This is a genomic window from Pseudoalteromonas neustonica, assembly GCF_001653135.1.
Lineage (GTDB): Bacteria > Pseudomonadota > Gammaproteobacteria > Enterobacterales > Alteromonadaceae > Pseudoalteromonas > Pseudoalteromonas neustonica.
Map to the genome: position 1 here is coordinate 189,369 of NZ_BDDS01000003.1, position 25,711 is coordinate 215,079.

Here is a 25,711-nt window from a genome sequence, read left to right on the forward strand (position 1 = left end):
ATTAATTCCCATCCATCTCTATGAGTGATTTAGGACGTAAATCTGTCCAATTAGCATTTAGCCAACTCAAACAAGTATCACGTGTTTGAGGGCCAAAAACCTGATCCCAACCAGAGGGAATAGTTAATACTTCAGGCCATAACGAATACTGTTTTTCATGATTGATAAGGACTACAAATGCCATTGATTCATCATCGAAAATATTTTCACTCATGATTTAACTCCAAAGAGACTGTTGATGGGGGGTTTAATTCGCTGTTATTAAGTTGCGCAGAATTTTCGGCTTCATGACTTAATTTGTCACAACTATCGACAAGTGCTTGCAAATAGAACTCAAAATCAGTTAATAGCTGAGCGCTACGTTTTTTGCCCACTGCATGCGGGTCAAAGCTCAAACGGATCTTGGTTGTTGCACCAGGGTAGATAAATAAAGCAGCGGTTTGGCCAACCGAATCTTGCCACTTAACATCCTTCAACCCTGCCAATGCAACTGGTAATGTAAGTCCTTGAGATGAATTAACTTGTTTAATTGGCTCTGCGGTTTGTGTATCCGCATCAAGGGCATTTTCAATAACTAATAAAGTATCAAAAAATTCACCAAAACGATGAGTCGCCTCCAAATTATCCAACCTAACCGGAGCTAACGCTTGCCATTCAAATTGTTCAGTTTGCAACTGCTGCAACAAGTTAATTGGACTACTCAAAGGATCAGTCTTAATCCGTATTGGTACTAACTGAGTAACCAATCCAACAAGTGTTTCAATACCTGCTAACGACGCTGCACGACCAGAATCAAATAAACCAAATACAACATCGTCCTGATTAAGTGCATTACCCACTGTTTTAGCCCATGCCAATTGAAATAGCATGGCCGTAGATACATTAATCTTTGCAGCTAATGCTTTAACGTCTGCATTTACAGCAGCACAAAGCACACTAGATAATTCTTGTGAAGGAAATCGTTGTTGTCTTGTCGGGCATAATAATGAAGGGGCTTTTAAGCCATTTAGCGCTTTATTCCAATATTGACAAGCTATTGTAGGATCTTGTTTTTGTAACCAATCAAGATATTGACCCCAATGTAAATTTGGATAAGCTAAAGTGGCTTCAGCACTCATTCCTCCAAGCCACTCTTGCAAAATTCGAGGGGCTGACCAACCATCTAGCAGTAAGTGATGACAATGAATAAAAATTAGCCATTGAGTATCACTTATACGTATAGATAAAAATCGCATGAGTGGCGGAGCATCAAATTCAAAGCGATATTGGTACCATGCTGTGCGATGCTGCGCTAACAATGCTTCATATTGATCACTTGGTTCACCACGTAAATCTAAAGTTTCCCATACAGGATCGAGTATATCGGCAGTGAAAGTAGAAAATGTTTTCACAAAAAAGCCTGATCTTAGCGCGTCATGACGACGCAGGAGATCCGCGGCCCCAGCTTTTAAAGCACTTTCAGATATGCCTGGGGTGTGTTGATTAGAAAGAGTTATTTCCATTTGTGTTGTCCATGGATCTTCTAGTCCATGACAGTGGCGAAGCATTTCAACTTGTAGTGGCGTAGCTGGTTTAATTGTCAAATTATTACTATCAATAAGACCTTGCGCTTGTAGCCGTTGTTGTTCTTCAATAAAACAGTCGTGTAGTTGATGAAAAAGCTTATTTAACTCAGCTTTAAATCGTAGTAGATCACTATGGTGCAATTCGCTACTAGGTGCTATCGCATTAAAGTGAAGAGTTTTTATCCCTTTTTGTTGACAGTAGTAGGCTGTTAAATCTAAAGAATTTAGTAACGGCCAGTGATCGGAGCAAGCTTCAGTGAGCTGCTCAAGAAGCGGAGTTACTGACCATAAATCTGAATTGGAGGATAAATTTAAATCACCAAGAAAATTAAAACCGACTAACCATCCATTTACACCTTGTTGAGCAGGCGCGACACCTCTTGATGATACAAAAGGAGAGTCTTGCTGAATAATTTGACCACACCATTTGCGCAACACTGTTTCTATCAACTGGCTCGACATTTCATCCGATTTAGTCTTTAAAACATCACTATTGAGAGCCACATAAACTTCACGGGCAAACCAGCCAATAGTCCTGCTTAAATCTTGTGTTGGTTCCTGTACTTCTCGACCATGCCGCTCTAGTACCAAGGTAGGACAGCGATTATCTAGCGCTGGTTTTAATTTTGATGTAATAGCAGCTAAGCAACTTATAGCAGGTAATAGACTAGCCAGTGGAAGCGCTAACCTACGAGCGACAGTTAATGCAGGACATGTTTTATTATACGGTTCCAAGCTCCAAGTTAATGTGTGAGCGCTTGCTAACGTTCCAAAATTAGTTAAATTTGGCGCAGGTATATACTGCTGGCTTAATTTATTTATGTGATTGGACCAACTACGCCATGATGTTGGTACGGGAGGTAATTCAAGTTTTTCATTACTCACTTGCTGATTTCGGACAATCGCAAGGTCTTCAGCCAAAATATGCCATGATGAGGCATCTATGACTAAATGGTTTATGGCAAACCAAGCCCTTTGGTTATTATTTTCATTTTCTTTAACTAACAATACGGCAACCATAACACCGTTTTTAGGACTTAAATTACTACATAGTTGTTTTGCCAACTCTGCTGCTGATAATGCACCTGATTTTTCTAAAGTGGGTAAATCAGCATTTTCAGAATACACTCTATACTTATCATCACACTGTTGATAAGTTTGCTCACAATAAATAGTTTGGGTATTTTCAATCGGAACATTTAGGGATAACCCCCCCGTATCCGATTGCACCAATTGAGCTCGCAACAACCCATGGCGATTAAGTAAAGCATACACAAGCTCTTTTAGTTCACCAGCCGTCATACTTTCAGGCACTACTACACTTGCTAGTTGTGCAAATCGATCAAGCGGCGTCGCTGCATTAAGGTAGCGCTGCATTAATAAAGTTGAAGTAAGCTGGCCTTTATCATTACTATCGTGGCTAACCGCTTTACTATTTTGACTGTCTCCTAGGGGATCAACTTCGTGTAATTCTTTAACCAAATTCGCAATGCATTTTGCATTAAATACTTGACGAGGAGTTAGGTGGATCCCTTCTCGACGAGCGCGGCTGACTAATTTTACAACTGAAATACTATCGCCACCCACTGCAAAAAATCCATCGTCAATGCCTATTGTCTCAATCCCTAAAACGTCACACACTAAACTACATAGCTTTTTTTCCAATTCATTGCGAGGGGCTCTTTTGGCAATAACACCTAAATCATCAGGTATCGACAGCGCTTTACGATTAATTTTTCCATTAGGTAATTTAGGTAGTTTTTTATTAATTACAAAATACTTGGGGACTAAGTGAGGAGGTAGAGCTTGCTCACATATATAGCGAAAGCGAGCTATTAAGTTTAAATTAGCCTCTTGATTGTCGCTGAGTTGCTCCATTTCATTTTCAATATAACACATTAACTCCATCGCACTTTGAGTAACCGCTCTGGCAATTACAGCGCAAGGACATTTAATTAACAGCTCAATGGTTGACTCAACTTCGAGCGGCTCAACACGAAAACCTCTAATTTTTACTTGCTCGTCTATACGGCCAATGTATTCAATATTTCCTTGAGTTGTCCATTTTACTCTATCACCACTTAGATAAAGCCTTTCACCTTGTGCAGCAAAAGGATTAGCAATAAACTTGCTTGCTGTTAAATCACTACGATCAAGGTATCCTCTTGCTAATCCAGCACCAGCAATTGCAAGCTCACCAGGCACCCCTAAAGGCGCTAATTGCAAGCAACTATCTAAAACATATACTTGCCCTCCTGCAACCGGCCCACCTATTACCGGCTTTTCAGCTGCATTGGTTTTAGCAATCATTGCATCCACTGTTGCCTCTGTCGGGCCATATAAATTAAAGCCCAACGTACTAGGAAGGCTCTTTATACGTTGCCAAAGCTCTTGTTTTACCGATTCACCACCAAAACCCAATATTGCAGGTATGTGAGGTTCAATAAATTGCCCATTTGTATCTGTAAGTCCTGACTGTAACCACGGTAATACTTCATCTAGCATACTGGGCGTTAACTCGATAAAATCCATTTTTTTAAGCATTATCTCTTTGGCAAGAGTGACCGCGTCTTGCATCGTATTTGCATCAAATAAATAGACTTTATGGCCTTCAAACATCCACAGTGTAGGTTGCCATGAGGCATCAAAAGCCAAAGACCAAGCATGGCCAACTTTTAGCTGATTATGTTCTACAAGCGCAGAAGCTTCGCTATAGAGATCGTGTTTATGACTAGCAATAAGGTTAACCAGAGATGCATGTTTTACAACAACACCTTTTGGCTGCCCTGTTGAGCCTGATGTAAACGTAATACAGGCTGGATGAGATGGGCGCAATGGCCTGCATCTCTCTTCATTTGTAAGATTAAGATCACTATTTTTTAAACTTAATGCCTTATTCTCAATAACTAACAGACTGATTGTTTTAGTTTGTAATTCAGTCGCTTTAGCTGATTCAAATAAATGTGTATCACCGTTATTAATTACTATATTTGGCGCAGCCAATGTAAGTACTCGGTTAATGTAATCCTCTGGATAATTTGGATCTATAGGTACAATAGCGGCACCCGCCTTGAGTGTACCAAGCATCACAACGAACCATTCCAACTGGCGAGGCATTATTATGGCAACCCGATCTTCTGGCCCAATCCCTTGCGATACTAGCCACCTTGCGACTCTATTTGCTCTTGCATTGAGCGTTAAAAAACTGAGGTCATGCAGCACGTTTTGTTTTTGCAAAACACTTTTTATCGTTTCACTGCCAACTAACTCAACGGCAGTTCGATTTGGATATTTACTCACGGTACTCTCAAACCAAGCAACGAGCGTTGTTACTGGGCTTACAAAAGCATCGCGTTGACCCCATTTTATTAATTGATTTTCATCGGGTAATACAGTGGTAATGTTAGCTAGTGCAACATCTGGTTCTTGAACACAATGTTTAAGTAACTGTAGCAGCCGTTTTAAATGATTTGGTATGGTTTTTGGTCGATATAATGAAGCACGCCAAGTGGCTTGAAACTGAAGGCAGTTATCTTTTAATAATGCGTCAAAAGAGAGATCTGTTTGCGTTGTACCATTAAAATACTTTTCCCAATGTACATCTAAGTCATCGATTACGGGTGGAGCCATCCCATGGCTTAAGAAAGTCACCATAGTGTCTAATAATGGGTTTTGCGATTCCCCTCGTTTTATTTGTAATTTTTCAAGTAATAATTCAAAGGGTAAATCTGCATGTGAAAAAGCAGCACGACATTGTGTCGCACAATCACGGATCAGTTCACGAAAACAAAGTTTATTATCAACCTTAATCCGTAGTGGAATAACATTACCAAAATTACCTATCAGGTCACTCAGCTCAGGTAAATTACGATGCGAGGCCACTGTCCCTATCGTCACTTCTGATGCCCTAGAAAGCCGAGTCATTAATAAAGCAACCACCGCAATAATAGCTTCAAAAGTTGTAACTTGCTCTTCTCGTGCTAACGTAAGTAGCGTTTGTGTTGTTGCTTGATCAAGATTATCACTGTGCCAGCCACCATTTTCATTTTGCCTCACTCCCCGAGGGAAATCAGTTGGAAAATCAATAGGCTCAGGTAGCGGTGTAAGCTGTTTTTGCCAGAACGTAACCTGCTCTTTGCTTTGTTCGGAATCTTGTTGCCATTTTTCACGATGCCATTGAGCAAAATCTAAATACTGGATGGGTAACGGAGCGCGTTGTTTAGGTTGGCCGCTCTTAATTAGCGTATAGTATGTTGATAATTCGTTAGAAAAAATACCAAATGACGCCCCGTCCCAGACAATATGTTGCCCTACCATAACTAAAGTGTGATGACTGTCGGTCATTTTTACGAGAGCAAGTCGAAGTGTACTCTTAGTTGCAAGATCGAAAGGTTCTGTACTTGCATGTTGTGCTATTTCTTTAAGTCGTACTTCTCGCGTCTGCTGATCTAAATCTTGTAAATCATATTCACACCACTGCAAAGGAAACTCATCAAGCACTTTTTGTCGAGCACCAACAATAGGGTCTGCATAATAGGAAGTTCGAAAAATACTGTGCCTCTTCACTAATTCAAAACAACTTTGCTGTAAAACACGCGCATCTAAACAACCCTTAAATTGCCACAAGACACAAACATTGTAAGCAGACGAAAGTGGGTCTAGTTGATTAAGTAACCACATCCTTTCTTGCGCATTAGAAAGCACATAACTGGTCTCATTTTTTGCTTTTGAAACTGTAAGACTTTGATTCAATGTCGATAAAGAGCCCGCATTATTATTCGGCATGATTATTTTTCGAGTTGCCGCCAATTTTCTCGCAAGCTTTAGCCTAAGTGCATTATCCATAAAACAGACCCTAAAATATAAATAATAATAATTTGCATTATTATTTACTGCAGTTATTATTGCAACACATTGATTGAAAATTAATCCCGTGTGTATGCAAAATGTATTTTGAAAAGGAGCATAAGATATTATGAAAACTAATTTTTCCAATGAAGGCACAACCCAAAGCGATGAGCAAAATTTAATCTTCGCACGAGCAGCCGCTCTAGCCGACAGTGGTATATTTAAAGAGTATTTAATTTACGAAGATAACGGTGAATGTTGGTTTGCAGGGGGTATTGTTCGTTCTATAACAGTATTTGCAACTCACATTGAATCTAATACCTCTGCAGGAAAGACTCAGCGCCAAGTTAACAGTGAAAACCTCTGCCAAGTCCTACAGCAAGAATTAAATACTTGGGATGGTGAATGGCAAGCATGCGGATGGTCTAGTTTTGAATTCGCATATGCCCTCAAATCACCAGAGCTATTAACCGAAGAAGAAAAAGCAGGCCAAGAAGCGTTATTATTTATTTGTGAGCCAAAAATAACGGTATCCCTAGGGAAAAAACCAACACTCATTAAATCTAAATCCAGTGAACTTGAGCAGCAAGTACGCTTAATACTAGAAAATGCAGTTGTACGAGCACACGTTCCTTACAAAAATGTCGAAATACCAGACAATATTAATTATAAAAATGCAGTTAAAAAGTCTGTCGCCAATATCCAAAATGGTTTACTAGAAAAAGTCATACTCTCGCGTAAGGTTCCCCTACATTTTTCGCCCGACTACACTGCTACATGGCTTCAGGGGCGTTCTATGAATACACCTGCTCGTTCATTTACAATGAATTTAGCTGGTTGGAAAATCACCGGGTTTAGTCCTGAAATTGTACTTTCAGTTGATGAAAACCGTAAAGTTACAACAGAGCCGTTAGCGGGCACTCGACGATTAGAAGGTAATCCAGACACAGATCAAAAAATATTTGATGAGTTACTAAGAGATCCAAAAGAAACCCACGAACACGCAATATCTGTGAGACTTTCAGTTGACGAAATGACTGAAGTTTGTGAACCACAATCTGTACATGTACCACAGTTCATGGTTCAAAAAAAGCGAGGTTCTGTACAACATTTAGCTTCGAGAGTCTGTGGCACTCTAAAAACGGAATATAACGCTTGGCATGCATTCGAAAGCCTATTCCCTGCTGTTACAGCGTCTGGTATTCAAAAGCTGGCTGCTTTTTCAGAAATACGACGACACGAAGGCAGTAGCAGAGGGCTTTATGCAGGCGCAATTTTAAAACTAGATCACACAGGCGTTATTGACGCAGCATTAGTTTTACGCAGTGTGATGAGTAAAGGCGATCAGCACTGGTTACAGGCTGGAGCCGGAATTGTACTTGATTCAACACCAGAAAGAGAACTCACCGAAACCAGTGAAAAACTAGCAAGCATTTCACCTTGGGTTGTTGAAAAAACAAGCTAAATTAACGTAATTCATTAAATAAGGATACTTAATGAATCCTTATTCAGCTAATACCCACTGCTACACATTTTTATAAACAAAAGTAAATTTATGTAGCTGCTAAAAGTTGTTTTAAACGAGGAGTTCAAGCATGGCACAGCCACTAATACCTACATACGATATCATTGGTGTCGGATTTGGCCCATCAAATATAGCTTTGGCGATTGCCTTAGAGGAAATTAACAATAATTCCACCACACTAAATGCCTTATTTATTGATAAACAGCCAGAATATCAATGGCATGGTGATACTATTACGAGTCAAAGTGGGCTACAAGTCTCATTTTTGAAAGATCTTGTCACATTGAGAAATCCAACCAGCCCTTACTCATTCTTAAATTATTTACATTCTCATAATCGTTTAGTGGACTTTATAAATTTAAGTACTTTCTACCCAAGCAGGTTAGAATTTAATGACTATCTGCGCTGGGTTGCGGGTCATTTTTCAGCCCAATGTCAATACGGCGAAAAGGTCACCTCTATTGAGCCGGTTATGGATAATCAAAAAGTAAAATTGCTCAAAGTGATAACAACAGACATAGGTGGTACAAGTAAAGCTCGTTTTACTAAATCACTTGTTATGGGGACTGGAGGAACCCCTTTAATACCGAAGGTTTTCCAACCACTAAAACAAACCCCACTTGTATTTCATCATACTCACTACCTATCAAAAATGACTAAACTTATTCCAGTAAAAACAAAAGACTTACGCATTGCTATAATTGGTGGCGGGCAAAGTGCTGCGGAAGCTTTTATTGATATTGATGATAATTATCCAAACGCAAAAGTTGATTTAATTATGCGTGGCAATTCGATGAAGCCAGCAGACTCAAGCCCCTATGTGAATGAAATTTTTAACCCATCATCAACAGATTCTATATTCAGTAAAACACTACAAGAAAGAGAAGAACTATTAAAAGAATATAAATACGCTAATTATTCAGCTGTTGATTCAGCGATGATTGAGCAAATATATAATATTTTTTATCAACAAAAAGTAGCTATGGTGGAGCAACATAAGTATTGCCCTAATAATGAAGTAACTCAAGCATCTGAAAAAAGTGGACAAATAACACTATCTATACTTGATAAAAAATCAAATAAGCATGCCACGAATAATTACGATTTAGTGATTTTAGCTACAGGATATGAACGACCTAAAATGGCACCTATGTTAGAACCCATTAAAGACTATTTAGGAAACATTGATATTGACAGAAATTATCAAGTTAAAGCGGATGATCGTTTTCTTCCTTCGTTATTTTTACAAGGGCGCTCAGAATCAACACATGGCTTAAGCGACACATTGCTATCAGTACTTTCTATGAGATCAGCAGAAATTGCATTCTCATTGCAAGCCGAGTTGCGAGAAAAGGTTCAACAAGTTGCCACAACTGCTTTAGCTTGATCTCCAAAATGCACATTACCCTAATAGCGTTGTTATTTAAGTAATGTGCATCCATTACAATCGAGCTTATTTTTCAATGAGCTATAACCTGAACAGATGGCACTGCTTAATACTAAGGAACTAAAACATAGTTCACCTTGCTCTATTTCAACCATCACCACACACCAATCATTATCATAACGGAGTTTTAATGTTAACCCTTTCACCAATTTCAAAAGCCATTGCAACTACTTTATTATTCAGCAATTATGCCCTAGCTGAACAAGCAGCGTCTGAAATCCCCCACAATAATACTCAACCTATTGAAGTGATTGATGTAGTTGGCTCTTACACGACTAAATCAATGGACTACTCGACGGGGTTAGACCTTTCAATACGTGAAACACCACAATCAATCAGTGTTATCACGCGTCAGCAAATTGACGACAAAGGTATTACTGAAATAGCACAAGCTTTACGTCACACTGCGGGTATCACTATGAACCAAGCAGAAACAGATCGAGTATTCCCATCTGCGCGCGGCTTTGCCATTGACAATATACAGTTCGACGGCTCTCCTATACGTGGAGCAAATGGTGGCGTAGAAGCTGACTTTTTAGCTGATATGGCTGTTTATGAACGTGTGGAGATTATTCGTGGTTCTGCAGGATTACTAATGGGTGCTGGCAACCCGTCTGCAGCAATAAACTTAATTCGTAAAAAACCACTGACTGAGCAAGCAGCAACTGTGAATCTAAAAGTCGGAAATTGGGGCTTAAGCCGCGCAGAACTAGATGCGTCATCATCTCTTGGTTTTGATGATAAACTTAGCGGCCGCGTGGTTGCAGCGTACCAAGATAGTGAATCTTACTTGAATTCTATCGACCGAAATAAAACCGTTTTATATGCTAATATCCAAGCTGATTTTACAGCGTATACTAAGTTAAATGTTGGGGTTGATTATCAAAAGCACCATGTACGCGGTGTAAGCTTTGGTGAACCGGTGCCTATGTATTACACCGATGGTACACGCACAGACCTCCCTCGTTCAAGTAATACGGGCACGGACTGGTCTTACCGTGATAGAGACCGCATTATCACGTTTGCTTCACTGACGCACCAATTTGCTAATAGCTGGACACTAACTGCCTATGGCAGCCATATGGATGGCCACTATGATGATAATCGTGCCTACGTAAATGGCTATTTAGACCCACAAACACGCACAGGCCTAAGTGCTCGTCCTAGTGCCACCGAAGGCGATTGGACACAAAACACCTTTGATATTCGCATCAGTGGTCCCTTTGAATTATTTGGTCGCGACCACCAAATGGTCGTCGGTTACAACACCAGCTTAGAAAAAAACACCCGCAACATGAAACCAGCTTTAAGTGGTCTGCCAGACTGGTCATTTGATGACTGGTCAAATATACCAAACCCAGGGTTTTCTTCAACTCCATTATACGTTTGGGGTTGGGAAACAACCCAAAGTGGTGCCTATGTGAGCGCACAATTTAGTTTAACGGATCCGCTCTCATTGGTCACAGGTCTAAGAAGCAGCAGCTGGGACCACTATGCATGGGATGGCGAAATTATTGAAGAAGATGCATCAGACAGTGGTATTTTAACACCGTATATTGGCTTGGTTTACGAAATAAATGAGCACTTTTCTACCTATGCCAGTATGACTGACATCTATAACTTTCAAACTGAGTTAGACATAAAGAATCAATTACTTGACCCATTGGAAGGTAAAAACTATGAAGCAGGCCTCAAAGCGGAATTCTTTGATAATAAGCTAAACTTCACCGCAGCAGCATTCCAAGTCAAGCAAGATAATGTCGCGACGCCAGATCGCATGGTTGTCGTCAATGGACAAGATGAACTGCGTTATAAAACAGCAAAAGGGATCACAACCAAAGGCTATGAAATGGAATTATCTGGTGCACTAACGTCGGATATGCAAATTTACCTTGGTTACACTCATCGTGTTGCCCGTAAAAATGATGACACAAAAGTATCACGTAACGCGCCGGAAGATATGATCCGCTTAAGTACATCATATAATTTAGATAATACTATTGAGGGATTAACTATCGGTGGTGGCTTGCGCTGGCAAAGTAAAATTTACCCACGAGATGGTGCAAACGGACCTCGTGGAACAGGTCCAAATGGAGAAACTCCACAACAAGGTAAGTACACGGTAGCAGATATATTTGCTCGATATCATGTTAATGATAACATGACTGTATCAGCCAACATCAATAACCTATTTGACAAAAGCTACTACGAAAGTGTAGGTATATTTGGGTTAGGTGCTTATGGTGAACCTCGCAGTTACAGTGCGCAAATAACTTATCAGTTTTGATGTAATACCCTATTACCTAAAAAGCTCAGTTATATAACTGAGCTTATATTTTTTAAAACCTATAATTTAACTGTACTGAGTAATTACGAGGCGTGCCCGGTCTGCTACTAAACCATGAAACCTTACCTTCATATTCTTTGTCAAATGCATTATTAATATTCGCTTTGACACTTAGATTATCCGTCACTTCATAGTTTGCCACTAAGCCAATGACAGTATAAGCACTTAACTCTGGATAGTGAAAGCTCCAATCAGGGTTAGCAATAAAGCCATGCCTTTCACCCGTCCAATTAATAAATCCACCAAGGGTTAATCCTGCAAACAGGCCATCAAACTCATAATCCGTATTAAACTTAGCCACCTTATCAGGCACGATTTTAGAAATACGGCCTTCATTGTTATCTGACAGGCTTAAATTACTATACGCGATTGATGCACGCCATTGATCATTAATATAACCACTGATTTCAATTTCATAGCCTTTCGACTCTACGCCATCAACTGACTTATAAATACGGGCTGCTGCTGCACTCGTGTCTGTAATAGCGAAATTTTCTTGATTAATCTTAAACAAGGCGACATCAATATTTAAATTGCCGTCGAGCGATGAATAACGTGCCCCTATCTCTTTGTTTTTACCGACTGTTGGATCGAGTAAGTCACCATTTTTATCGAATACCATTTGGAGTTCAAAAATGTCGGTGTAGCTGCTATACACTGAAACCGCTTCTGTAACATCATAAGTTGCGCCAATGTATAGGCTAGTATCGCTGTTGTTGACCCAATCACTCAATACATGGCCAGCGCCTGCACGTGAGTCAATATCTTTATAATTTGCACCTAATAGAATATTAATAGGTTCAGCCACATTTAAATTAGCAGCAATACGGTAGTTCTTAGACTCTTGCTCTGAATTAGTGATTGAAGGATCAGAAAATACAGGTTTTGGAATGCTTACGCTACTGCTAGGATCATTCGCATTGATATCAGGAGAGTCCTGCGAAAACGAACGCGTTTCAACTTCTGTAAAGCTAGCATCTGCGACACTAAACGTCACATTGTGCTCACGAGCTAACAACGTAAAATTACCTGTTAAATTCAGTTCAGCACGCTCACTTTCATGATCGCGATCAGAGTGATTAAAGTATGAATAATATAATCCAGACTCAACATCGGGTAATGAATCTGCACTAAAATAAATACCGTCTGACTCAACATCTGAGCGGTGATAGCGCCCCTGAATAGACCAATCATCATTCAAACTATATTGTAGCTCAACCATCACATTATCTTGATTGGCATCTTCATACACCCAGCTTGGGTTGTCATTGTGACCAATGTCACCGTGAAACACAGAACCATCGTTATAGCTAAATGGTAAACCGCCTGAATATTCATCCAGTTCATCTTCTTGTTGCGACCAGAATACTGAAGCCGAAAAGTCATCAGTTAGCTCAGCGCTGATTGTCCCATAAATCACTTTACGTGCACTATTAACACGGTCTTGAAACGAATCTGCGTTTTCATAGACCGCAACCGCACGTGCTTTTACTGAACCATCACTTGTCAGTGCACCAGTCACATCACCTTCTACTCGACGCTTCCCCCAAGAACCTAGCTCAGCATTTACGTAACCTGAAAAGCTCTCTTGTGCGCGTTTTTGAATAAGATTAACAGTCCCTGACGGCTGCCCGACTTCTTGTAGCATACCCGTTGAGCCTCGGATCACTTCAACCGTCTCAAACATGCTGGCATCAAGCAATGAACTTTGAAAGGTACGACCCGCCGATACCATACCGTCAACTAAATAACGGTTCATAGCAAAACCTCTTGAATACGCAAAACGATCACGTCCAGAAGGTGAAGGATCAGTATGAATTGCCGCACTGTGCTCAAGCGCATCACCCACAGAGTTTAAGTCATACAATGCGATATACTCAGCATCAATTAAAGAAATAGCTTGTGGTGTATCACCAATGGCAAGCGGTAATCCCGTTGCACCAATATTACGGTAGTGTTTGCCAAGTACCGTTATTTTTTCAAGTTCTTGTGCATCGACTTTGCTTACATCATCCGCATATGCAATCCCAGTTACCCCAACAAAAATACCTAAACCTACCGCCTGTGCAACTTTAGAAAACTGCTTCATTTATTCCTCTCAATATTTATAAAATAATAATTAACACTGCGACAGGACGAATGTAGGCTATAAAAATTTAGTAAAAATATCGTAAAACACTTATTATTGAAGGCATTATACGCATTGCACCAAAAAATATGTTCAGGTTTTGTTCTTCCTATAACTTAGAGCAAGCAGTCAGAGGATTAACTATCGGTGGTGGTTTACGCTGGAGAAAACTCAGTTATATAACTGAGATTATATTTTTTAGAAACTATATGTTAACTGTAGCGAATAGTTACGTGGCTCGCCTGCACGTACCGTTGAGAAAGCAATTTTTGACTCATATTCTTTGTCCAGTAAGGAACAAAAATTTAAGTAAAAACTAGGGCGTATTGACCTTTCGTGATTGATTTTGCAGCTGTATGTTTGGTATTTAGGCAAGGCAGCGCCTATGCAGTGTGGTTGTTCCCCATAAATGGGCGATAACGCAGTATAAATGCCAAACATGCGCTGCCCAAAGGGTTATTCCTAGGGGCGATTGACTCTTTGTTGCTCGGTTTTTACTTAGCCCGCTAGGTTACAAACCTCGCGCCGCGATTAAATCGCCCCTAGATTGAACTAATTTCAATCCACAAAGGTCAACACGCCCTAATAACCTTATTTATCTTCGCTATTACTTAGCCTCTTCGTAGTTGCTAATTAATAACAGTAAAAAGCACGAGTCTTAAACCTTCAGCCAGAATCACAAATGCGTAATAAACAACCATTGACAGTTATAGCCATCTAAACGCATAATGCGCATGAAAATAAATCTCATTAACACCTGGGACCCTAAAATAAAACCAAAAGGAATTGGCAGTGTCGGTATCTGCAGTAAAGTGGTCAGATATTATTTATCAGAATAAGACCAAACTATTAGCATTTTTAAACTCCATTCTACACTGCCCTTATTTAGCTGAAGATGCCTTGCAAGATACCTTTATTCGCTTAGCGGCCATGAGCCAACAACAAAACCATGATGTAAAAAACCCCACAAGTTTTAGCTATCAAGTAGCCAGAAATATTGCTATTGATATGCTCAGAAAAAATAAACGCGATGCGTTAATTGATATGGATGGCATAGTATTAGATGGATTACATGACAGCAGCTCTGATATAGAAGCACATTTTTCACAGCAGCAGTTATCTGAATCCATTAACAAAACAATGAACAAATTATCAACTCGCCATAAAAATATAATCAGCTTTTATCGCCATGGTCGTTTGAAACAAAAAGAGATAGCCTCTGTGTATAAAATCTCACCTACGCTTGTTAACTTTATGATTAAAGAAGTGATCCATTCTTGCAAGGTTGAACTGACTCATTAAGGTGGGAGTGGTTACCCTTACCTGAAACAGCTTTACGCGGCGCAAGCAAGGGCTATACATTTCGAGGAAAGATAACTATTTTAGTGGTCGCCAGCATATCGCTAACAATAACATCACTGCAATTAGCCCATAAGGCAAGCCAATATCGATACTATAAACACCAGTACCAACAATAGGCCCGACTACAACACCCAATCCTTGCGCTGCTGAGATTGTTCCAGCAGCTGCGCCTTGTTCATGGGCTTCAACTGAATTAGCAGCCAATGCAGAAACAGATGGGAATACCCATCCCATGCCAAAGCCCGCCACGCCATAGCTAAGGCAAAGCACAAGCGGGGTTGATGCAAAAACCGTACAAGCAAACCCTGCTGCAGCAATGAGCCCCCCACATTTAATTAATCGTCGCGGCTGCCAGTCAAGCTTTCGTAATATTATTTGTGCAACTATCAATGTTACACCAACAATAGCCAGTGCAACCCCTGCTGTGCGCGCCGTATTTGCAGGCTCTAGCAATAATCGATCGAGGGCAAAAAAACCAACCGTGATCTGCGCAACCGCAACACTAAATGTAGCAACAAAGGCCACTATTACTGGCCAGCGTAAGCGCATATCGTTTAATTTTAGTGAGTTACCGTCCGGCTTTACGTGATGTTCTCGCCTTGGCAATACATGCCAAATTACAATCAATGCAATGGCGGGTAAAACAGCCGTGATGTATAAAGGTATACTTAAACTATAAGGGCCAATGAGACCTACAAAACTTGGGCCTATAACCATACCTGCGGCACTCGAGGCCCCGATCCCAGCCATCGCTGCTGCTCGCTGTTTAGGCGATATATGATCTGCCACTAATGCAGCGCTCGTTGCGGGCACCGCTGCATAGAATACCCCTGCTATACTCCGTCCTATCACAATGCCGACAAATGCGAGTCCCTGCACCATTGCCGTTTGCATCGCAAAATCAATAAACAATGCCAATAACGCATAGCTAATAACAAAGCCAGCAAGCCCAAATAGCATCACTGGCCGACGGCCGTTACGGTCGCTTAGTTTCCCCCAAAACCGAGCCATAACAACCCAAGCAACACCGGCCACAGTCATTGCCGTGCCAAGCTGCCATGCTTCAAGCCCGATAACGCGTGCAATGGGCGCAGCCAAAGCTGCAAATGCCATTAGCGCCATAGTACACACAAAGGTTTCGAACATAAGCGGTTTCAGGCTAAATGGAGCATCCGTTTGTGGCACGGTTTCATTATTTACTAGGTTACTCATTCTCTGTCCTTATGATTGAGGGTATTGCACAGTTTTTATGCCGCTCCCCACCTTCAGGACATATCGCTTTAAGGTGGTTATCGTCTATTCCTCTGGTGAGATTTTCGGCATGAAGCTGTAAGGATTTTTTATTTTTTATTTTTTATCGACAAATACATGCTAAATTCTTAATAAAAGGTTGTTGAACAAAATACTTATGAATAAAACGATAAAAACAAATAATGCTCAACGTTTCCCAAAACACTACCACGAATAAAAATCATTCTCAACAAAGCTAATATTTTCATTATATATAATGAAAATATTACTTGGTGGCTACATTCAAGATTAAATTGTAAAACCCTTGTTTTACAAAGATGACTGTAAAGCCCCTTTACGCAGTTACATAGCCTATGCATTCCAGAGCTGTGTATAGTATCCACCACGTGATAACAAGCAATGATGACCCCCCGACTCCACTACTTTTCCATCTTTAAGTACAATAATATTATCAGCGTTTACAGTGCTTGAAAGTCGATGGGCTACTGTGATCACGGTCCGGTTTTGTAAAAGATTACTCATTGCTTGGACGATGTCTGTTTGGGTGATGGGATCTAACGAAGCTGTGGCTTCATCTAATAACACAATAGGCGCATCTTTTAAGAGCGCTCTGGCAATTGCAATGCGCTGTCTTTGACCACCCGATGATAATAAGCCACTATCACAACGAACCATTGGTTTAACGGTTGGTACTAATTTCTAAACTGATATATATGCAAAGGTGGCGTTAACTGATTGTTCGCCACTTTTATTTTTAGTAACACGCTTAATTACTCACAAAGGTGGGCGCTAAATTAAGCCGAGCTTCTTTTGGCAGCACGTCAAACTGTTTTCTAAAGGCTACACTAAAATGACTAATATTGCTGTAACCCAATGAAATTGCCGTTTCGGTAACATTATGGTCTTTGAGTAGACTCATAGCTTTGTTCATTCTTGCTTCTTGGAAGCAGCCGTATACTGTGTTATAAAACCTTGCTTAAGCTTACATTGATTTAAACCTACCTCTTTAGCCACGTTTGAAATCGTCGGAGGGTTACTCAGATCAGAGAGCAAAAAATCTCTTGCAGCAATAAGTTGCTTCTTTTCTCGAAATGAAACTTGGTTGCCGCTATCAACTGATTTTAGTGCGCTCAGGTGCCAATATAGATAATCTAGCGTCGCAGAATGTAATAACAAAGGACTTGCTTGTGGCTCTTTAATAAGTTGGTGAATACGGTTTGCACATGCATTAACTTTACCATTCGATCCACTTTGTTTTACAAAGAATGAGTGACGATTACTCAACTCTATGCAACAGAGTTCTTCACCAGCAAGCTCAGTAAGTAGTTCTGGCTTTATCATGATATCTAAATTGCAAAAATCATGGCTGTGATATGAACAAAATTTTTCACCTGCTGAAAAGCCAATATTGAAGTCTCCGCAGCTACATTGCAAAAAATGATTGCCTACAGTAGCTTCGAATTTTCCCGCAAGAATGCTGTTTAAATGAATATGTTGCGCATCACTAGGAAACACATGTTTAGTATCAGCAGGACCCATATCATCTGCTGTAGATAAGCTTACTGATAAGCCGGGTAACAACTGGACAAAGTTATGTGCACTTACAATTTGTTGCGATTTATTCGTCATATCTATTTCAATGTCACTGCACAAAGTCATTTTAAACCTTATCAATCCTAACTGGGCTGGCTGCACTCATTGCAAAGAGCTTTGAGAGTGCATTTTTAAAACTATATCACAACACCCCGCAGTTGATAATAATTTTCATTTGCAAATAAAGTTAAATTAACTCCTTTATTAATTCATCAAAAAATCGACTTAACTAAAAACATCTAGGGGCTTTAACTCTGCTTTTCATCGCAATCAGCTGTATTTTTAACCTTTGTTACTTTATAACAGTAATAATGCTGTTTAATAACAAGGAATAAAAATGAAATTACTCTCCCCTCTTGCACTGCTGGCTGCGATGAGCTTTTGCGGCATCGCGGCTCAAGCTGACAATACCTTACAACTTGAAAACGTATTCGATCTTGAATACGCCAATCAACTTGAAATGACGCACGACGCTAAAACCGTGTATTTTGTGCGTAATCGTATGGATATAAAGTCAGATCGTAAAGTCAGTAATATTTGGTCTGTCGATAGTAATTCAAAACAACTGCAACCGCTTACTTCTGGCGTGCATATGGATTATTCGCCGGTGTTATCTCCAGATGAAGCGCGGTTAGCATTTATTTCAACGCGTGATGGTAGCAGTCAGATTTATGTGAAATGGTTAAAAACAGGCGCTGTTGCAAAAATAAGTAATTTAACCAAAAGCCCTGGCAGTTTACATTGGGCGCCCGATGGTAAAAAACTTGTATTCAGCCAGTTTGTATCAAGTAAAGTATCATCTCCTGTAAATCTTCCTGGAAAACCTGAGGGAGCTGATTGGGCAAAACCTGCGATGTTTATCGACGATGTTTATTATCGTGCCGATGGCGGTGGATACACTAAACCGGGCTTTAATCACTTTTTTGCTATTGATGCCAATGGCGGTAATGCACAGCAGTTAACCTCTGGCGACTTCAATCATGGTGGCTCGATAAGCTTTACAGATGATGGTAAAAGTCTATATTTTTCAGCAAATCGTCACAATGAATATAAACTCAAACCAACTAACTCAGAAGTTTATAAGCTCAACTTAACCAACCTAGAAATAACCCAAATAACCGACAGAGTCGGCCCTGATAACCAACCTCTCGTTTCGCCTAATGGCCGTTACCTTGCCTATACTGGGTATGATGATAAACGCACTAATTATGAAAATACTCAGCTGTATATTCGTGATTTAAAATCAGGTGATACCAGCAGTCTAACGGCAGATTTTGACAGAAGTGTTGGGGAAATTAAATGGGCAGATAACTCAAAAGGTGTGTACTTTAGTTACGCCAGTGAGGGACAAACCGTGCTCGCTTATCAACCACGAAACGGTAAGCGTAAAATAGTGACTGAAAATATTGGTAGTGTGTCATTTGGTCGTCCATATTCTGGCGGCGATTTTGATATTAGTGATGATGGCGAAGTGGCAATTACTCTTGCCGATACACAGCGCCCGTCTGATGTCGCAATAATTAAACGAGGGAAAACTCAACGTTTAACAAAGCTAAATGACGATGCCCTTGGCAATAAAAAGCTGGCAAAGGTAGAAGAAATTTGGCTTAAATCAAACCACGATAGTTTACCTATTCAAGGTTGGATTGCCTATCCACCGGGTTTTGATAGCAGTAAAAAATACCCGCTTATTCTAGAAATTCACGGCGGACCCGTAGCTAACTATGGCCCTCACTTTAGTGCTGAAGTTCAGCTTTTTGCTGCCAAAGGGAGTGTCGTTTTATACATGAACCCACGTGGTAGTGATTCATACGGAAAAGAGTTTGCACAAACCATCCATCATAATTACCCAAGTAATGACTTTGATGACTTAATGACAGGCGTAGATGCATTAATTGCTAAAGGTTTTATTGATGAATCTAAACTGTTTGTAACCGGTGGTTCAGGTGGCGGTGTATTAACTGCATGGATTGTTGGCCATACTGACCGCTTTGCTGCGGCTGTAGTTGCAAAGCCGGTGATCAACTGGATCAGTTTTGTACTCACTGCTGACTTCTACCCATTTTTTGCCGATTACTGGTTCCCAGGTAAACCATGGGATCATATTGAACATTACATGAAGCGTTCGCCCATCAGTTATGTTGGTAATGTTAAAACTCCAACGATGCTACTAACGGGTGAAGCTGACTACCGCACACCGATTTCAGAGACAGAGCAACTCTATCAGGCACTTAAGCTGCAAGGCGTTGATACCGCAATGGTGCGCATTCCTGATGCCTCACATGGAATTACAAAACGCCCATCAAACTTGATGGCTAAAGTGGCCTATATTCAATGGTGGTTTGATAAGCACAGTAAATAAAAAGCTTCTAAAGACTAGGGCGTGTTGACCTTTCGTGATTGATTTTGCAGCAGTATGTTTGGTATTTAGGCAAGGCAGAGCCTATGTAGTGTGGTTGTTCCCCATAAATAGGCGATAACGCAGTATAAATGCCAAACATGCGCTGCCCAAAGGGTTCTTCCTAGGGGCGATTGACTCTTTGTTGCTCGGTTTTTACTTAGCCCGCTAGGTTACAAACCTCGCGCCGCGATTAAATCGCCCCTAGGTTGAACAAATTTCAATCCACAAAGGTCAACGCGCCCTAGGTTTTAGGGAAAACCTAGCGCCATCATTTAGTAGTTACAATTTATCTTTTACTAACTCGCACTCATCACTTTTTGTAAACCCCCTTTACAAAAAGTGAGTACTCATTTACATATCATCTAGTTTATAAAAATATCGGACTTTGTGTGTAAAGTGAGTTAGTAAAATTTCGGTTTATGACATTTTTTGGTCGTTGAGTTGGTAAAAAATCGGTTTGAGTCACTGTTTATGGCGTTTAAGTTGGTAAAAAAGTGGTTTGTAATCAGTTAGAGTTAGTAAAAAATCGGTTTATATCTTTATTTTTATGCTCAAAAGCGCAGCTAAACATCGCATTTTGTACCTGTGATACTAAAAAACAGCCATATTTTCCTCTTAAATATGCCATCAGTACTCAGCTGATAAAAATCTGATCCATAATCATTATAAAAATAGCAGCTAGTTAAATACTGATCTGTGCTTGGTTAAATACTGATCTGTACTTAGTAAAATACTGATCGGTGTATAAAGCGCATTAAAAAAGGGCCTAAAGCCCTTTGCAACATTGTTGGATTGGATTTTTATTGGTTATTAAACCTATTAGAATTGATTCATAGTGTTTGCTTCGCCACCGGCTTTAAGCGCATTCTCACCTGAAAAGTATTCTTTATGTGTATCACCCATGTTAGAGCCAGCTAAGTCCTGATGTTTAACGGACGCTTGTTCACGGCGAATTTCTTGGCGTTGAACATCACGTACATAAGCCAGCATACCTAAATCACCAAAATAACCTTCAGATAGAATATCAGTGCTTAGTGCCGCTGTATGGTATGTTGGCAATGTGATTAGGTGATGGAAAATACCAGCTTCACGTGCGCCATCACGTTGGAAGTTCTGTACTAACACATCAGCAGCGACTGCAAGTTCAGTGGCATCCATCTCTGGCGCCATCAGTGCTTTATTATCATCAATACTTGGGTACGCTGATAGGTCACGACCTGCTTCCTGCCATTCTTGGTACACTTGCTCACGGAACTTAAGTGTCCAGTTGAATGATGGTGAATTGTTATAAACTAATTTAGCGTCTGGCACTTGCTCCTTAACGCGGTTAACAAGTTCAGCAATCTGTTTTACATGCGGTTTTTCAGTTTCAATCCACAGTAAATCAGCGCCTGACTGTAAGCTGGTAATACAATCAAGTACAACGCGGTCTTTTTCTGTGCCTTCACGGAACTGGAATAAACCATTATCAAGACGAGTTGGCTTGCACAACTGACCGTTCAGTTTCATGGCGGTATCACCTTCTTTTAAGTCTTCTACACCATTAATTGGCGTTGTTTCTAAAAAGGCATTGTATTGACTCGCCAAATCACCTGGGGTTTGTGATACCGGTACTTTTTGGGTAAGGCTTGCACCCAATGAGTCTGTGCGCGCTACGATAATGCCGTTATCAATTCCTAGTTCTAAAAACGCATAACGAACGGCGTTAATTTTTGCTAAAAAGTCTTCGTGCGGCACGGTTACTTTACCTGCTTGATGGCCACATTGTTTAGCATCTGATACTTGGTTTTCGATTTGAATCGCACAAGCGCCTGCTTCAATCATTTTTTTAGCGAGTAAGTAGGTCGCTTCTTCATTACCAAAACCAGCATCAATATCAGCAATAATTGGCACTACGTGGCTTTCAAAATTATCGATTTTATCAAGTACCGTTTGTACATCGCCGCCTGTTGCTTTGGCGTTATCAAGATCTTTAAATAAATGGTCAAGTTCGCGGGCATCAGCTTGCTTTAAGAACGTATAAATCTCTTCGATTAGGGCCGGTACAGAGGTTTTTTCATGCATACTTTGATCAGGCAGTGGACCAAACTCAGAGCGAAGAGCTGCAACCATCCAACCACTTAAGTATACATAACTGCGCTTAGTGGTTTTTTGGTGACGCTTAATTGCCATCATCATTTGTTGGGCAGTAAAACCGTGCCAGCAACCTAGTGATTGTGTGTATTGGCTAGTATCAGCATCATAAGCGGCCATGTCTTCACGCATAATGTCGGCAGTGAATTGTGCAATTTCTAACCCTGTACGAAAGCGATTTTGTAAACGCATACGACTTGCGTATTCAGGGTTAATTGCTTGCCACGTTTTACCTTGTGCTTGGCAAAGTGTTGCTAATGTATCTGTTTCACGTTGATAAGTAGTCATAATAAAAATCCTTTGAACGGGTTAAAACTAAAGTTTATATATGTGAGAGAGGCCCAAGAGCTCATGCTCCGTAGCGCTTACATCAACATTAGGCCGATTTATAAAATTTAGTAAATTTATAGTTGTTATGCTGGCTATACATTTTATGAATGGCCAAAAAGCATCCATGGCAATGTTTTTACGTTATGGTTAGCACATAAGAAATTTATGCATCGCGACCGTTTAAAGGATAGCAATTATGACAACCTCCTCTCACAACCAGTTTGGGTTAACTGTAAATAACCAATTAGCCGACTTTATTAATAATCAACTATTACCTGGTACAGGTATTAGTGAACAACTTTTTTGGCAAGGGTTTACTGACATTATTAATGACCTTAGCCCTATCAATCGTGCATTATTAGTTAAGCGTGAAGACTTACAACATCAAATTGATTGCTATCATTTAACCAATAAACACTGGGATGCTGCGCAATATCAACAATTTTTGACTGACATTGGCTATTTAGTTCCTGAACCTAATGATTTTTGTATTGAGACTGAAAATGCCGAGCCTGAGATAGCCCTTACCGCAGGCCCTCAGCTCGTTGTGCCAGTAAGCAACGCACGCTTTGCACTTAATGCAGCAAACGCGCGTTGGGGCTCGTTATACGATGCGCTCTATGGCACTGATGTACTAAGTGAAGAAGATGGCGCAGAGAAAGGCAATACCTATAATTCGGTGCGCGGCTTTAAAGTAATGGCCTACGCGAGACAGTTTTTAGACAAAGCCTTACCGCTTGAGAATGGCTCTCATATTGAAAGCACTAACTATTCAGTAGTAAACGGTCAACTCATTATCACCTTACGAGATAGCTCTCAAACAGGCCTAAAACAGCCAGAACAACTCACAGGCTTTCAAGGTGAAGCACAAAACCCTAGCGCCATTTTACTAATAAACCATGGTTTACACATTGAACTGCAAATAGATCATCAACACACTATTGGTCAAGCTGATAAGGCGGGTTTAAAAGACGTTGTACTAGAGGCGGCACTCACCACTATTATGGATTGTGAAGACTCAGTTGCCGCAGTAGATGGTGAAGATAAAGTGCAAGTTTATCAAAACTGGCTCGGCTTAATGAAAGGCACACTGATTGAATCATTTACAAAAGAGGGAAAAAACATTGAACGTACCCTTGCCACAGATCGTCATTATAATGGTGTAAATGGCAAACCTCTGAGCCTAAAAGGCCGTAGCATGATGTTTGTGCGTAATGTGGGCCATTTGATGACAAACCCAGCAATTCAAGATAGCCAAGGCAATGATGTATTTGAAGGTATAATGGATGCAATGATCACGGTAACCGCCGCACTGCATGACTTAAACGGGAATAGCCCTGTAAAAAACTCCACCGCAGCCAGTATTAATATCGTCAAACCCAAAATGCATGGCCCTGAAGAAGTTGCATTTACCAATACTTTATTTAGCCGAATCGAACAGGTTCTACAACTACCAACAAACACTATTAAGATGGGTATAATGGATGAAGAACGCCGTACCTCAGTCAACTTAAAAGCCTGTATAGAAGCGGCAAAACAACGCGTGGTATTTATCAATACCGGGTTTTTAGATCGCACAGGTGATGAAATCCATACCTCAATGCAAGCTGGCGTCGTCCTACCAAAAGCAGCCATTAAGCAACAACCTTGGATCAGCGCTTATGAAGACAGAAATGTCGATATTGGCTTACAAACTGGATTAAGTGGCCGCGCTCAAATAGGTAAAGGGATGTGGCCAATGCCTGATAAAATGGCACTGATGATGGAGCAAAAAATTGCTCATCCACAATCAGGTGCCAATACAGCATGGGTGCCCTCCCCTACGGCAGCCACCTTACATGCTATGCATTATCATGATGTGGATGTATTTACCTGTCAAAAATCGATTTCGCAACGCCAACAGGCAAGCTTAAGCCAATTACTAACTCCTCCTTTGATGGTAGATGCAAACACGCTAAGCAAAGAAGATATTCAAGCTGAACTCGATAACAACGCGCAAGGAATATTAGGCTACGTAGTACGTTGGATTGACCAAGGTGTCGGTTGCTCTAAAGTACCTGATATTAACCACATAGGCTTAATGGAAGACCGTGCTACATTACGTATTTCGAGTCAGCATATGGCTAACTGGCTACAGCATGGGGTATGTACGCAAGCACAAATTGAGAATACGATGGCAAAAATGGCAAAAGTCGTTGATGGGCAAAATGAAGGTGATCCGGCTTATATCAATATGGCGGACTCAACCCAAAGCCTAGCAAACAGTATTGCCTATCAAGCAGCCCTAGCCCTTATATTAGAAGGCGTTAAACAACCCAGTGGCTATACTGAACCATTGTTACATTCCTTTCGTATAAAATACAAAGCAATGCAACAATAACTCCCCTTCGAGTTTATACCCAAACCACCTCAAGATGCGAGTTTCAGTTGGAATTTAAAGCGATTTAGGCAAGGCATTGATTGCAAGTAATAGTGGTTCTATTGTTAAAATCAATAACGCAGTATAAATCGCTTTAAAACCAACCCGTTGGGCGTTTCACAGGCACTTACTCTCATCGTTGTTACTTCTTAAAAGGGACTGCCATTGTTGCAAAGTAACGCCTTGATATTAAGCCCCTGTAAAACGCTGAATTCTGCATCTTGAGGTGGCTTGGGTATATTTGTGTCATATAGCCAACCTTCGGGTTGGCTTTTTTTGCTTATTCATAACTACAATGAATGGCTAACATTCAGCAATGATTACCAACCAACAAAAAACGTATTAAAAGTACGGGGCTTTAT

General features: G+C 40.4%; 14 protein-coding genes. 6 read left to right on the top strand and 8 right to left on the bottom strand.

Annotation, left to right across the window (positions count from 1 at the left end; translation table 11 throughout):
• Window position 1: 1 nt before the first annotated feature.
• Entirely contained in the window at window positions 2-214 is a 213-nt protein-coding gene (locus A7967_RS06690) for an MbtH family protein (RefSeq protein WP_054203965.1), read from the bottom strand.
• Window positions 207-6,410: a non-ribosomal peptide synthetase gene (locus A7967_RS06695; RefSeq protein ID WP_054203964.1), complete on the bottom strand. Its 6,204-nt coding sequence runs from the start codon at window positions 6,408-6,410 to the stop codon at window positions 207-209. Before A7967_RS06695 ends, A7967_RS06690 begins: the two co-directional genes overlap by 8 nt.
• Window positions 6,411-6,540: 130 nt before the next feature.
• Between A7967_RS06695 and A7967_RS06700 the strand changes: the two genes are divergently transcribed.
• From A7967_RS06700 to A7967_RS06710, 3 genes are all read left to right on the top strand, one after another.
• Window positions 6,541-7,878, top strand: a complete 1,338-nt coding sequence (locus tag A7967_RS06700) for a salicylate synthase (protein ID WP_054203963.1) — start codon at window positions 6,541-6,543, stop codon at window positions 7,876-7,878.
• 130 nt (window positions 7,879-8,008) lie between these two features.
• Window positions 8,009-9,325 carry a lysine N(6)-hydroxylase/L-ornithine N(5)-oxygenase family protein gene (locus tag A7967_RS06705; protein WP_054203962.1) on the top strand — a complete coding sequence of 439 codons (1,317 nt, stop codon included), beginning with the start codon at window positions 8,009-8,011 and terminating at the stop codon, window positions 9,323-9,325.
• A 190-nt stretch (window positions 9,326-9,515) separates the two neighbouring features.
• Complete coding sequence (locus tag A7967_RS06710) at window positions 9,516-11,672, top strand: TonB-dependent siderophore receptor (RefSeq protein WP_064435559.1); 2,157 nt, start codon at window positions 9,516-9,518, stop codon at window positions 11,670-11,672.
• Window positions 11,673-11,724: 52 nt separating this feature from the next.
• Here A7967_RS06710 and A7967_RS06715 read toward each other — a convergent pair whose 3' ends face one another.
• Window positions 11,725-13,821, bottom strand: a complete 2,097-nt coding sequence (locus A7967_RS06715; RefSeq protein WP_054203961.1) for a TonB-dependent siderophore receptor — start codon at window positions 13,819-13,821, stop codon at window positions 11,725-11,727.
• Window positions 13,822-14,652: 831 nt separating this feature from the next.
• Between A7967_RS06715 and A7967_RS06720 the strand changes: the two genes are divergently transcribed.
• A complete protein-coding gene (locus A7967_RS06720) occupies window positions 14,653-15,162 on the top strand; it encodes an RNA polymerase sigma factor (protein ID WP_054203960.1) in 510 nt (169 codons plus the stop codon).
• Window positions 15,163-15,237: 75 nt separating this feature from the next.
• Here A7967_RS06720 and A7967_RS06725 read toward each other — a convergent pair whose 3' ends face one another.
• The 4 genes from A7967_RS06725 to A7967_RS06735 all read right to left on the bottom strand — a co-directional run bounded on the left by A7967_RS06725 (window position 15,238) and on the right by A7967_RS06735 (window position 18,132).
• Window positions 15,238-16,434, bottom strand: a complete 1,197-nt coding sequence (locus A7967_RS06725; protein ID WP_054203959.1) for an MFS transporter — start codon at window positions 16,432-16,434, stop codon at window positions 15,238-15,240.
• A gap of 390 nt (window positions 16,435-16,824) precedes the next feature.
• On the bottom strand, window positions 16,825-17,148 hold the full coding sequence (locus tag A7967_RS06730) for an ATP-binding cassette domain-containing protein (protein ID WP_054203958.1): 324 nt from the start codon (window positions 17,146-17,148) through the stop codon (window positions 16,825-16,827).
• A gap of 91 nt (window positions 17,149-17,239) precedes the next feature.
• Window positions 17,240-17,404 carry a helix-turn-helix domain-containing protein gene (locus A7967_RS22260; RefSeq protein ID WP_082379002.1) on the bottom strand — a complete coding sequence of 55 codons (165 nt, stop codon included), beginning with the start codon at window positions 17,402-17,404 and terminating at the stop codon, window positions 17,240-17,242.
• A complete protein-coding gene (locus A7967_RS06735) occupies window positions 17,401-18,132 on the bottom strand; it encodes a helix-turn-helix transcriptional regulator (RefSeq protein ID WP_054203957.1) in 732 nt (243 codons plus the stop codon). Before A7967_RS06735 ends, A7967_RS22260 begins: the two co-directional genes overlap by 4 nt.
• A gap of 271 nt (window positions 18,133-18,403) precedes the next feature.
• Here A7967_RS06735 and A7967_RS06740 point away from each other — a divergent pair, with 271 nt between their 5' ends.
• Window positions 18,404-20,428 carry a S9 family peptidase gene (locus tag A7967_RS06740; RefSeq protein WP_054203956.1) on the top strand — a complete coding sequence of 675 codons (2,025 nt, stop codon included), beginning with the start codon at window positions 18,404-18,406 and terminating at the stop codon, window positions 20,426-20,428.
• Window positions 20,429-21,286: 858 nt separating this feature from the next.
• Here the strand turns inward: A7967_RS06740 and A7967_RS06745 are convergent.
• Window positions 21,287-22,888, bottom strand: coding sequence for an isocitrate lyase (locus A7967_RS06745; protein WP_054203955.1), 1,602 nt, complete (start codon window positions 22,886-22,888; stop codon window positions 21,287-21,289).
• A gap of 238 nt (window positions 22,889-23,126) precedes the next feature.
• On the opposite strand from A7967_RS06745, the gene A7967_RS06750 reads away from it, so the two are divergent.
• Window positions 23,127-25,310, top strand: a complete 2,184-nt coding sequence (locus tag A7967_RS06750; RefSeq protein ID WP_054203954.1) for a malate synthase G — start codon at window positions 23,127-23,129, stop codon at window positions 25,308-25,310.
• Window positions 25,311-25,711: the final 401 nt, after the last annotated feature.

Coding starts and splice junctions, on each gene's coding strand:
- A7967_RS06690 (WP_054203965.1), bottom strand. CDS start 214: ATGAGTGAAAATATTTTCGATGATGAATCAATGGCATTTGTAGTCCTT.
- A7967_RS06695 (WP_054203964.1), bottom strand. CDS start 6,410: ATGGATAATGCACTTAGGCTAAAGCTTGCGAGAAAATTGGCGGCAACT.
- A7967_RS06700 (WP_054203963.1), top strand. CDS start 6,541: ATGAAAACTAATTTTTCCAATGAAGGCACAACCCAAAGCGATGAGCAA.
- A7967_RS06705 (WP_054203962.1), top strand. CDS start 8,009: ATGGCACAGCCACTAATACCTACATACGATATCATTGGTGTCGGATTT.
- A7967_RS06710 (WP_064435559.1), top strand. CDS start 9,516: ATGTTAACCCTTTCACCAATTTCAAAAGCCATTGCAACTACTTTATTA.
- A7967_RS06715 (WP_054203961.1), bottom strand. CDS start 13,821: ATGAAGCAGTTTTCTAAAGTTGCACAGGCGGTAGGTTTAGGTATTTTT.
- A7967_RS06725 (WP_054203959.1), bottom strand. CDS start 16,434: ATGAGTAACCTAGTAAATAATGAAACCGTGCCACAAACGGATGCTCCA.
- A7967_RS06730 (WP_054203958.1), bottom strand. CDS start 17,148: ATGGTTCGTTGTGATAGTGGCTTATTATCATCGGGTGGTCAAAGACAG.
- A7967_RS22260 (WP_082379002.1), bottom strand. CDS start 17,404: ATGAACAAAGCTATGAGTCTACTCAAAGACCATAATGTTACCGAAACG.
- A7967_RS06735 (WP_054203957.1), bottom strand. CDS start 18,132: ATGACTTTGTGCAGTGACATTGAAATAGATATGACGAATAAATCGCAA.
- A7967_RS06740 (WP_054203956.1), top strand. CDS start 18,404: ATGAAATTACTCTCCCCTCTTGCACTGCTGGCTGCGATGAGCTTTTGC.
- A7967_RS06745 (WP_054203955.1), bottom strand. CDS start 22,888: ATGACTACTTATCAACGTGAAACAGATACATTAGCAACACTTTGCCAA.
- A7967_RS06750 (WP_054203954.1), top strand. CDS start 23,127: ATGACAACCTCCTCTCACAACCAGTTTGGGTTAACTGTAAATAACCAA.